General features: G+C 44.0%; 9 protein-coding genes. 5 read left to right on the top strand and 4 right to left on the bottom strand.

Features of this window, described 5'->3' with window-relative positions; genetic code table 11:
• From FHQ30_RS10670 to FHQ30_RS10650, 5 genes are all read left to right on the top strand, one after another.
• A partial coding sequence (locus tag FHQ30_RS10670) for an aldose epimerase family protein (RefSeq protein WP_500692261.1) occupies positions 1–465 on the top strand: 465 nt, incomplete at its 5' end.
• A 24-nt stretch (positions 466–489) separates the two neighbouring features.
• Positions 490–1218 (top strand): sulfite exporter TauE/SafE family protein, encoded by a 729-nt coding sequence (locus FHQ30_RS10665; RefSeq protein ID WP_139610858.1) that lies wholly within the window; start codon positions 490–492, stop codon positions 1216–1218.
• 161 nt (positions 1219–1379) lie between these two features.
• The gene (dusB, locus tag FHQ30_RS10660; RefSeq protein WP_139610859.1) at positions 1380–2345 is read left to right on the top strand and encodes a tRNA dihydrouridine synthase DusB; all 966 of its coding nucleotides are present in this window, start codon (positions 1380–1382) and stop codon (positions 2343–2345) included.
• Between the two features lie 41 nt (positions 2346–2386).
• Positions 2387–2683 carry a DNA-binding transcriptional regulator Fis gene (fis, locus tag FHQ30_RS10655; RefSeq protein WP_034612369.1) on the top strand — a complete coding sequence of 99 codons (297 nt, stop codon included), beginning with the start codon at positions 2387–2389 and terminating at the stop codon, positions 2681–2683.
• A 170-nt stretch (positions 2684–2853) separates the two neighbouring features.
• Positions 2854–3408, top strand: coding sequence for a DUF5358 domain-containing protein (locus FHQ30_RS10650; protein ID WP_139608527.1), 555 nt, complete (start codon positions 2854–2856; stop codon positions 3406–3408).
• Positions 3409–3509: 101 nt separating this feature from the next.
• On the opposite strand, the gene FHQ30_RS10645 is transcribed toward FHQ30_RS10650, so the two are convergent.
• The 4 genes from FHQ30_RS10645 to FHQ30_RS13475 form a co-directional block, all read right to left on the bottom strand.
• Positions 3510–4907, bottom strand: coding sequence for a glucose/sorbosone family PQQ-dependent dehydrogenase (locus tag FHQ30_RS10645; protein WP_139610860.1), 1398 nt, complete (start codon positions 4905–4907; stop codon positions 3510–3512).
• 235 nt (positions 4908–5142) lie between these two features.
• Positions 5143–9852, bottom strand: a complete 4710-nt coding sequence (locus tag FHQ30_RS10640) for a hemagglutinin repeat-containing protein (RefSeq protein ID WP_139610861.1) — start codon at positions 9850–9852, stop codon at positions 5143–5145.
• A 40-nt stretch (positions 9853–9892) separates the two neighbouring features.
• Positions 9893–11563 (bottom strand): ShlB/FhaC/HecB family hemolysin secretion/activation protein, encoded by a 1671-nt coding sequence (locus FHQ30_RS10635; RefSeq protein WP_139610862.1) that lies wholly within the window; start codon positions 11561–11563, stop codon positions 9893–9895.
• Between the two features lie 269 nt (positions 11564–11832).
• The coding region (locus FHQ30_RS13475) for a hypothetical protein (protein ID WP_500692260.1) at positions 11833–12025 on the bottom strand (193 nt) is incomplete at its 5' end.

The raw sequence follows: 12025 nt of genomic DNA, 5'->3' as shown, positions 1-12025 counted from the left end.
GATTTTTATCTTCCAACAGATAATAAATTACTTCCGACAGGAGAGATCTTAAAGGTAGATAGTACCAGATTTGATTTTAGAAATATGGTGAAAATTGAAGAAAATATGCAGAAGAATAACGATGGTAGCATAGATAATACTTTTATCTTAAAAGGGGATCTTCAATATGATAATTTTAAAAAAGGAATTGTACTTTATGATCCTAAGAGTGGCCGTAACATGGAAGTCATTACAACACAACCAGGTATTCAAATATACAATGGTTCGAAGTTATCGAATAAAACATGGATTGGACCGAGTGGTCTTAAATACGAATCTTTTATGGGAATTTGCTTTGAAACTCAGCATTTTCCAGATAGCCCAAATCATACACACTTTCCATCAACTTGCCTATGTCCAGATCAGATTTATGAGGAAAAAACTATTCATAAATTTAGCACTGTGATTCCTAGTGAGCGAAACTGATTAATACAAACGGAAAGGTATAATATGGAATTTATTATTATCTCTATGATTATAGCGCTTGGGGGATTTGTGCAAGGGCTGACCGGATTTGGACTGGCTCTTGTTTCAGTTCCATTGCTCTCACTGTTTATCGATGTGAAGCTGGCAATACCAATAGCGGGTATTTTTGGTTGGTTTGTAACTTTCCCTATAGTATATAAAATGCGGCATTATGTTAATTGGAAAATAGGGTTGATTTTATTTGTTGGTTCTTTACCTGGTTCATATCTTGGAGCGGATCTTTTAAAACATCTGCCCGCAGATATAATTTTGATTACCATGGGAATCATTTTAATTTTATCAGGGTTGTATTCTTTTAGATCAAAAAGCACATTATTTAAGTCTGTTTCAAAACCAATTTCTCTTGGTGTAGGTTTCTTCTCAGGAGCATTAGGCGCAAGTGTAGGTGAGCCTGGTCCACCAGTTATTGCATATACATCAATGCTGCCATGGTCAAATCATGAAATAAAATCTACGTTAGTTTTTTTCTTCATGTTACAAATGATAGGAGCTATAGCAGGGTTTTGGCTGAAAGGATTATTGACAAGTGATGTTTTATGGCATGTAGGAGAGGCTATTCCTGCATTTCTATTGGGGACATTTTTAGGAATGTTTTGTTATAACCTACTCAATAGATACCAGTTGAATTATCATAAAATCATCTATACTTTCTTGATTTTTATAGGATTCGTTTTGATTATAAAAAATTTTTGAGTGACTTATTGTAATCAATCATTGGCCAGATCAAAAAAATGCAAAAAAACGCATTTTGGATAAAAAATGTACTTCCCTAATTGATAAAAAGTGCGTATTATAGCCCCCCTTATTCGATGATGGTTCTGTTTTGATTCTGCTTTTGTTGTGGTGAACAGTATATGCGTATTGGACAATTTCAATTAAAAAATCGCGTATTATTGGCGCCGATGGCGGGGATAACTGATCAGCCGTTCAGACGACTTTGTGCTCGCTATCACGTTGGCATGAGCTATTCTGAAATGATGTCGGCGAATCGGGATGTATGGCATACGGAGAAATCTCGGCTTCGGGTGGCACACCACGAGGAGATTGGGATTAATGCGGTGCAAATCGCCGGTAGTGATCCGCTGGAAATGGCACAAGCAGCAGCATTGAATGTAGAATATGGCGCGCAGTTGATTGATATCAATATGGGTTGCCCTGCTAAGAAGGTTAACCGCAAAATGGCGGGTTCGGCATTGATGCAACATCCTGGCTTGGTGGAAAAAATTCTGCGTGAGGTGACGGCAGCGGTCGACGTGCCGGTGACGTTGAAGATCAGAACCGGATGGGATAAAGCACACCGAAATTGTGTTGAAATTGCCAAAATAGCGGAGCAATCCGGTATTCAGGCGTTGACTGTTCATGGTAGAACTCGCAGCTGCTTGTATCAGGGAGAGGCGGAGTATGACAACATTTGTCAGGTGAAACAGCAAATTTCAATTCCGGTGATTGCCAACGGCGATATCACCAGCGCAGAAAAAGCGCGGTATGTTTTAGACTATACCGGTGCAGATGCGGTGATGATTGGGCGAGGCGCACTCGGTCAGCCGTGGTTGTTTCGACAAATTGAGGCTTTCCTGCAATCAGGTGCGCTGATTGCCGAGCCGAGTTTGGCGGAAAAGTGTCAAGTGGCGCTCGAACATATTCACAATTTGCACGCTTTTTATGGTGAGCAGAAAGGATATCGGGTTGCCCGCAAACATGTAAGTTGGTATTTGGATAACATCAAACCAGATTCTGCTTTTAAACGTACTTTCAATACCATTGCTGATCCTAAGCAGCAGTTGTATGTCTTGGAAGAGTTTCTTGACTCAATCCAATAGTGGATTGGGGTGATTTTTTTAGTTAAATGGAACATATTAAAATGTTAGAACAACGTAGCAATTCAGATGCATTAACAGTTTCAACTTTAAATGCACAATCTCAAATTACAAATAAACCATTAAGAGATTCGGTCAAACAAGCGTTGAAAAATTATTTAGCTCAATTAAACGGGCAAGATGTCAATGATCTTTATGAGTTGGTTTTGTCGGAAGTTGAACACCCGATGCTGGATATGGTGATGCAATACACGCGGGGCAATCAAACCCGTGCTGCCAATATGTTGGGTATCAATCGCGGTACATTACGCAAAAAGCTGAAAAAATACGGTATGGGCTGATTTTAGTCTCCTAAAATCAAATGATAACAGCAGTCGTCAGAGTAATTTGGCGGCTGCTTTGTTTTATTCTGCCGCGGCAATTTCGGATGCCAAACCGGGAATTGCTTTCTAAAAAGTGCGGTTGTTGTTAAAATTCCGCTGAATATTAAAAAAGGTGATCAAGGTTGAGTATGTTGAAAAAATTGGTGTTGCCAGCAATAGCTTTGTCGGTTGCCGCTTGTAGTTTGGATAAACCAGAAGCCGCATTTCCTGCCGAATTTGCCAATGCAGATTATGTCTTGTCGGATGCAGATGCTAAACGTTGGGTTATGAGCAGCCATCAAGCCGAACAATGCATCTATCCTAATTTAACGCGGATTCAGCAGGCACATTTCTCGCAAGAGGATGCGTATATCCATTCGCAATATGTTTTCTTCTACCCTTTGGAAAAGATTATTGGTGCAGATTATTTGAAAATGATCCAAGAAGATGAAAAATCGATGGGCTATGCACAATATCAATATAAAAAATTTAAACAGTTAAGCACGGAACCGTTGCCAAAAGCCCAGTGTGAGCTTTTGAGAGCTAACGCACGAGACGACTTGTCGGTGGTGAAAGGGCAGTATAAGAGTGGTATGGTAGAAGAGAGCAAAACTGACGGCAAGCAAAGCGGTGATGCGGTTGCCACCGGTGATAATAAGTTCTTCTTCGACATCATTAAATGGGGCGCAGCGCTGGTGCTGTAGCCGCTAGCTATGCAGAGTAGAATAAAGAGATTGGGGTTGATGATGAATCACCCCAATCTTTGTTTTAAATAGCTACCTTTAATTGGCTCTTAAGTCAGAAACTATTTGGCTTCAAACACCAAAATGGCGCCTTTGTTGGCGACTTTCATCACCGGTTGAATATCCTTACCCATCAAGATGCCGGCATCATCGGTAGCGATGTAGATTTTGCGGGTGTCCGGTGAAACCAATACCATACGATAACGGTTATCGGTGCGGAAGTGGGTGATCGATTCGCCCTGCACTTGCTTGCCATCCGCACTCAGCGGCAACTGGTAAAGCGTGCCGGTTTTTACCCCGGTTACCAGCAGTGAATTTTGTAAGCTCTTGATTTTACCGTCTTTCGGGTAGTAAGCGATGCTAGTAGTCGCTACCGTCGGCCAGCAGATATAACCGATTTCACATTTTTCATCGTTGAAGTTGTAACCCTGCGGCACGGTGTAAAACGTTTTTTGTGGGAATTTCAGATTGTTGGCTTGGAACTCGCTTTCCTTAAATTCAGGCACAACCGCCCCATTCGGCACGCCGATATATTCCGGCAATTCAGCACAGTTCGGTGCAGCGGAGAAATTGGCGTAGCTGTAAGCCATATCATCTTGATAACCTGCAATGTGTGGCCAACCGTAGTTACCGGCAGCTTCGACGATATTGATTTCATCATCGACCGCAGGACCTTGATCGGTGTTGTATAAGGTGTCGCCAACATAAACTAAACCTTGCGGATTACGGAAACCGTAGGCATAAATATGGCTTTTCACACCGTTGATTTCGGGATTGTCACTCGGGATTGAGCCGTCCAGATTGAAACGGATCACCTTGCCGCGGTATTTGTTGAAATCATTGGCGGCGACTTCGGCAGCTGTTGGGATTTTTTGCGATTGAATCTCTTTACACGTGTTGGAGTATTGGTTATAACCGTTGTCGCCCAAACTCAGCAATAATTTGCCACTTTTGTCAAACAACAAACGTCCGCCGTTGTGATCATTGCCCGCCGGGGTTTTGTCCAACACAATTTGTTCATCGCCTAACGTATCTTTTTTGGCATCGTAGCTTAAACGTACCACGCGTCCGAAATCGGATTTATCTTTGCTACTGTTGCTGTAGGTGTAATACACATATACATAATCTTCACCCGTACCTTTAGCAAAATTCGGGTGCAGTTCCATGCCCAACACGCCTTGGTGTACCGGTTCAGCGAAGGCTTTATCGAAGGTGTACAACACCTTGCTTGCGCCGGTGGCCGGGTTGATGGCAACGATCTCTTTGCCTTGGCGCGTGGTCGCCCAAATGTCACCATTTGCGCCCCATTTCATTTCCCAGACATTGTTTAAACCGTCGATTAACACGCTGGCTTTGATTTCGTCTTGCTGCATTGCAACCGTTGGATTGTCTACTTTTGCGATGGCAGCGCCGCTGATTAGCATGGCTAAAAGTGCGGTTGCCAGCAGAGATTTTTGCATAACATTTCCTTAATTAAATATGATAAAAAATGACCAACGGCATAGTATCAAATTAAAAACCGGTACGGAATACCAACTTTAGGGATAAGCTGTCTGAAAAATTGATTGATATGTGTAACGGTTTAGGCTTAATGGGTAAAACGAGGGGCTTGGATAGCGTGCAGATTTAATGAGGTTGATATGGCTCATAGACACTTATTATCTTTAAATAATGTCTATGAGCCAGAGATTTTAATTAACGCTTGATGACTTGGTCAATTTCAGAAACCACGTTGCTGCTGTCTTTTTTCACACTGCCATTGATAAGCGGGAATTTTGCGTCTTTTAAATCTTTGACGGCTTCCTGAATCAACAGCGGAATGTTATTGGAGACATCTAGTTCGCCTTGATAGCGGTTGTGGTGTCCTGCGATATTTTCGACACCAACAGATACCGTGTTAACGTTCGGGCGGCTGTCAGTCGAAGTGATGCTGGCGCCGTTCAATTGGATGTGATTTTTCACATTTAAATTGACTTCACCACTTTGAATCCCTGCAATCGTTGTCACTTCATCTTGCGAAACGATATTGCCAGAGACATTAAAGGTCGATGGTTTCAAGGTTTTTCCGGTCAGTGGGTTATGCTCGGCAAAACCGGCAGATTCTGCTGCATTGTTGACCGCTGTTGTGACTTTTCCTTTCAATTCATCGGTTTTCTTGGTTGAAGGAACGACTTTCATCACGCCGGTCAGCGCGCCACCGTTTTGCGAATTGGTCAAATTTAGCCCCAAATTAAACCCAACACTTTCTTCAGCATCTTTACGACTTTCAATGGTGAGATTGTTACCAATATCGCCGTTGACGATATTGCCTTTCACGGTCGCGCCGAGTAGTGCCAGATCTTTTTCACTGCCCAATCGAACGTTTTTCCCTTCGAGATGGCTGAGCACTTGCGTGGTTTTTGCGGTTTTATCAATGTTGACCGTCAGATTGCCACTGCCGTCTTGGGTCGTTTTTTCTTCACTGCTGACTTTTTTAATGTTGGCATTCGCATTGACTCCAAAGCCCCAGTTGTTTTTGTGCTCGGCATTTTGCAATGATTCCACCACAATACCACCGTGGTTTGCATTCACCTCAAGCTCATCGGCTTGAATAGTGCTACCGGTGATATGCACCGCATGATCACTGTTTGCCCCGGCATGGATGGTGGCTTTGTCGGCATTGAGGGTGGTGGCGGTATAATTGATCGCGGCTTGATCGGTATTTTTGATATTGACACCGAGTTTGAATGACCCGCCAGTCGAAGCTTTATCACCACCGCTGGAGTTTCCACCGACACCGATGTTCAGTGACCAGTCGATACCTTTCTCAGAGGAAGATCCCTGAGCTGCTTTGATGACCGCACTTTCGCCAGCTTGTACTTTTAGGCTGTCTACCTTGCCGTTAACACCTTGCAGTACCACATTTTTAGCCGTCAGATTGGCGTGTTGCACCGCAATTTCACCGGCTTTTGCTGTGATGGCTTGGGCACTGGAATTATTTGCGCCACCGCCAATGCCGCCTGAACCGGACTTGCTGCTTGGGCTGGTGCCGCCAGAGGCACTGATATCCAAGTTAAAGCCGTTTTTATCACTTTGTTTGATATTGTTGGCTTGTACCAATTCAATATTGCCTTGTGAGGAGAGCGCTAAAGTGCCCTTTTCTGATTTTAGTGTATTACCCTCCAGCAAGATACCGTCTTTAGCGTTGATTGTAATATCACCGACAGTGTCAAAACCACCGATCACCGCCTCAGATGAGAGGCTATTGCTTTCGCTGTGACTGCCCTTTCCTTTGGCAGATACGCTGATGTCCAAGCCGGTGCTGGTGGAAACACCAAGGCTGCCTTCGCCTTTATCCTCAATTGTTTTGCGAACTTCGGTATTGGCGGCAGCCACATTAGCGTAATGTTGGGTGTTAATCATGACGCTGTCAGTGGCTTGATAGTGGGTGGCAACATCACGAACATCATTTGCCGTAGCGTTAATGTTAGCGGCTTGGATTTGGGTACCAAGTGCGGTACTGCTTTCGTTATTTTCAACTTTTTTACCGCCGCCTAGCTTCAGCGCTGTATTGGCATTTGGGGCACCGATAGCACTGACTGAGCCGAATGCGCCGACCGGGTTGCCTTCAGCTAAGCCGTTAACCGCTTTTTCAACCGCACGGGTGACGCCGCTGATATCAGCACTGGCACCGACTTCAACATTCACGGTGGTGGTTTCACGTTGCTCTTTTTCACTATTTGTAGAGACATTGCGAATGATGTTATCGGCATTTTCTTGCAATTTGCCACTCACCTGATGTTTGCCGCCTTCATATTGCAAGCTGTTTTTGGCATTCAGTGTTAAGTCACCGTTGACTTCGGTTGACGATTGAAGTGCGGTTTCGCTGGTTTTGTCGGCATGAACTTTAGTCATTCCGCTTTCTAAGCCAATGGTCACCCGATCCATTCCGCCACCTACATAAACCCCAAAGCCACTTTTTCCACTGTCGGTTTGCAGATTTTTTTGATCTTGTTGTGCCGTAATGTGAATATTTTCGGCGTTAACAGTCGCGTTACCTTGAGAGGTTTTTAGGCTTGATCCTTTGATATTGACATCGCTATCAGTAGTTAGGTTTAAGGATCCGCCTTGAACCACGCTGCCTAAATGGGTGACTTGAGCCAGCGTTTCTTTGCTGCTGCTCAGTTCAATACCAACGCCGGCACGGTATTGTTTATCACCATCTTCACGCGCATAAGCCGTTGCTTTGACCTCATTAGTTTTCGTGGTTTTGTTTAACGCCTGCTTCGCACCTTCGATATTGATGTTGCCGACACTTGTTAAATTGAGCTGTTCAGCCACATTGATGATGCTGCCGACGACATTGATATCTTGTTTCGCGATAACATTGAAGGTTGCGTCAGAAAGCAGCTCCGCACTTTGGGCATTTTCACGTTGTTCATCACTGGATAGTGCATTTTTGGTGATGTTAAACACGGTGCCGTTGCGCTGATTGATAATTTCATGGCTGAAATTGGTGGCATGATCAACGGTCACACTGCCAGTGCCGGATTGGGCATAGCCTCCTTTTTGTGCCTGCACTTTGCTGCCTTGAATATTGACGCCTTGCTCGCCATTCAGTAGCACGATGCCTTTGGCTTTGACATCGGAAGCAACTTGTAATTTATCGCTGCGGTTGTTATCGGTGTTGTGTCCACCACCGATACCACCCCAATAAACTTGGTCGCTGCGGGTGACTTTATTATTGCTGATTTGCTGGGTGCCGACTTCGACTTTACCGCTTTCGGAGGTTATCAGCATATCACCGTCTGCCCAAACATCTGCGCCACTGATGCTCACCCCACTTTTTCCGGTAATGCCTAAATTATGATTAGCCGTCAGCCAAGTTTTTTTCAGGGTTTCGCTTTCGTTGGCTTCATTCCAGCTGCCGGTTTCCAAGTTTGCGGTGTGGTTACGTTTATTACCTACATTCATGCTGCGCGATTTCTGTACTGCACCGTCCAGCAACACTTTGCCCCGATCAGCACTGACGGACAAATTTTGATCGGCGTGAACCGCACTTGCGGTGATCTCCACATTGCCTTCGGTGGCTTTAATCTTGACATTTTCGCCTCGGAAATCATTACCGATCTGACGTTCGTTTTCAGTAGTTTGTGTTTGGTTGTGCTCCCAAGAGTAGTGCCAGTTATGATCAATATGCTCGGTTTTGTCTTTCAGTTTTTGGCTGTTCAAGTCAATGTTTTTTGAGAGGACTTGAATATCCTTGCCGCGTAGTTTAGCAGCGTTGATTTCCACTTTATTGGTGGCATTCAAATGAATCACATCGCCTTGAATTTCCGTTTGATTCCATTGTTGATCTTCAGTGCTGCGCTGTTTTTTGCTCGCGCCGTTATAAGCGGAGTAGTTGCCGTCCAACTGCTGTACTTGATGGTTATCCTCAACCTTTCCAGTCAGAACGAGATCTTTCGCATTGGTATTGACATTCCCCTTGATCTTCGCAGATACCAAATTAATGACTCCGTGCCCCTTGAGATCAAGCCCTGCTTCAGTAGTGGTTTGAATTTCACCGCTTAAGTTAACGCCGTTACCTTGCCCGGTGCTGACAATGTTGATTCGACCGGCTTGCATACCACCGACATAGTAGCCGTCCAAATTTTGTTGTTGACTATGAATTCCGGTCACTTGCTTGCTTTGGTAATCCATTTTGTTATGGCCGCTGGCAGCATTGATCTCTTTTGTTGCTTTAATGCTAGCTGAAGCATTAATCTTAGGAGCAACCAGATCCAATACCTCACTGCCGGATACGCCTTTACCTTGAATGGTCAGGCTATTGTTATTGCGCGAGCTGTTCAGGGTTTTGATTTGTCCTTCGCTGATTTCAGCTTCGCCGACCACCATGGAAGCACGTGGAATATTGATAAAACCACAACCATCACAAGTAATACCATTCGGATTTGCGAGTACATAATCGGCTGCCATACCGAAAACTTCTTGCTGACCAAGCAGTAGTGACGGATTGCGACTGACCACCTCGTTTAAAATCACTTTTGCCGCTTGATCGGTGATATTTTTATTGGCTTGAACTTGTCCTGCCAGCTGTGACTGCCCATCTTGTGTGGCGTTGTTGAGCACTGCACCAGCGGTGTTAACGTTATATTTGTCATAAGTATTGTGTGACAATCCCTGCTCATTGGGTTTGACAATATTGATCACGGTGGCACCGTTATCGGCGCTACTGACTGACGGAGCAGAGTTGCCACCGGCAACTATCGGTTCATTGGCTTGAGCGGGAATTGCAGCCATTCCACTCATAAAGAAAATACTGGTGTTATTCGTTTCAGCAACAGCTGTGCCAGCACCGGTAATTAACGCAATGCTCAAAGTACAGCTCAGTTTGCCCTTAAATGACAATTTAAATGATTTCATTCAGAATTCCCTCTCTATTAGAAATTATTTTTAGTGATAATTAAAAAGTTATTGTTATTTTGCCTAAAAATTGGCTTTCATTTTGACGTTCAGGTGAAGAAACAAACCACCCGCGATCAAAAGAAAAAGATCCACTCAATTGCCGGTAAGACAAGTGAATCCCAAAGCTGGTGCCAACCGCACTTTGCCACGCATTTGGCGCATTGCGATTGAAAAGTCGTCCGGTATCCAGCCCGATAAAAGGCGTCAGATTTACCGTTTTATAGGTTGCCGGATAAGATAGCGTATTGCGTAAATACCACCCGTTATCGCTGCTTAAACTGATACGGTCAAAACCGCGCAGTGCACTGTTGTCGGTAAGGTCAAAGGTTTCCATCGACGGTAAACGATCATTGGAATATTGCGCAGCAAAACGGTGTTGCAGTTGAAATTGCCGATCTAAAATAGAGAATGGATATTGCCAGCTGGCACTCAAACCAAATTTGGTAAACTGTGGTTCAGTAATCCGCTGCTTGTTGCTACGGCTAGCACCGAACAGCGCTAGACCTTGTTGCATTCCCAGATTCAGTGATAAAGTACCGTTGTCTAAAATTCGCAGGTGATCAAAGGAGAGATCCAACACCGTCAAACGCAAGTTTTGATCGGGATTGCGGTAATCCAGCAAAACATTACTGTTTTGTTTACGGCTTAGGCTCAGGCTCAAGGTATTGATATGGAATTGATTACGAGACAGCACTCGATCTAAGCGCAAACCAAATTGGCGGCTGGAACCATAATATTTAGCGCCGGAAACCGGCAAACTGACCGCAGAATCGGAACGCGCAGCAAAGGCACTGAACGTCCAATAGCCGTAAGGAATAAAATACAAGCCGCTATAGCTGCGGTTGTAGCGACTGGAACGGTGATCCAAATTTTGGCTGTGATGCAGTGAAAGAAAGTCAGCGTGCTTGGTCAGATTATCCCAAGAGAATCCCGCTCGCCCAATGAGGCGACCACTATTTTTCTTGCCGTGGTTATCAACAGAGGTATAAAAACGGAAAGGTGACTGTGTCAGTGCATGGTTTTTCAGCACAAGCGTGGAGCCGTCGAACTGCTTGCCGGGCAAAATATCAACACTTATTTGTTGTGAAGGCAAGCGATTGAGTTGATCTAAACCTTGATCTAACTCGCGAATATTCAATGGCTTCCCCAACATTGAAGGAAAAATATTCTGCACGCTGCTCAGTGCGGTGTGCTGCTCAAATTCAATACTTTCAACGGTTCCCTCAACGGCGTGCAGGCGCAAAGTGCGGTTTTCGTCCAGTGGGGCAAACACCATTCGCGCGGTAATATAGCCACGATCCAAATAGCGTTGGGTCAATTCGCGGATCAGGCGGTTGACATTGGCGTCACTGATACAATTTTCCGGAATTGGTGTTAAAGTTGCGAGATCTTTTTCGTCCAGTAAGTGGATACCAGTGAGTTGCAGTCCGTTAACGGGCAAGCATGCCTGAGAAAAGGAATCGGTTTCTGGTTCAGTGAAAGTGCTGGTTTGTTGACTGGTTTTGAGCAGTTGTTGGTAACGATTTCGCTCAATTTGCTGGTTGATTTCTCGTTCGCTGTTGCGCAGGCTTTGTTCGTGTTGGTTGTTCGTTTCGGCATGGGTCAGGTGGGGCAATGCTAGCAGCGGCAACAAGGTGTAATACACCTTATGTTTAAAACGTAATGTCATACAAGATACTCAATTTTTTAATATTATTATTAGAAGCTATGAATTAGTAACGCAATGTTACTAATTTCGGCGTAGAATATAGCATTTGAGAATAACTCTCAATAGAATTTTCCTAAAATATCATTTATCTATAATAAAATAGATAAAACGGCGAAAGTTTACCCGAGAAGATAATAACGTAAAGAAATAACGAAGCGGAAAAAAGGAGTGGTTTGATTATATGGGTAATATAGGGTCTGTTGATCTTTGTTTATAATTTGAGCTATAGACTATTTTTCGCCACTCTTTTTGCAAATAAATAAGGCAAAAGTTGTGAAGTTTAGTGATTCTAAACGAACGGCTTTTAACGCCGCTGTAGTAGCGAAAAGTAATGGCGAAAAAGCGTCATAGTCCTGCGGATTGTGTTTAAAATGAGCACACTCGTCGTTGTAATCCTCATCAATAGTCCCACTATTGATTTCG

This window comes from Testudinibacter sp. 'clade 2' (assembly GCF_006227735.1).
Taxonomy (GTDB): domain Bacteria; phylum Pseudomonadota; class Gammaproteobacteria; order Enterobacterales; family Pasteurellaceae; genus Chelonobacter.
The sequence above is the reverse complement of the archived record's forward strand: the minus strand, read 5'-3'. Positions and strand labels throughout refer to the sequence as shown.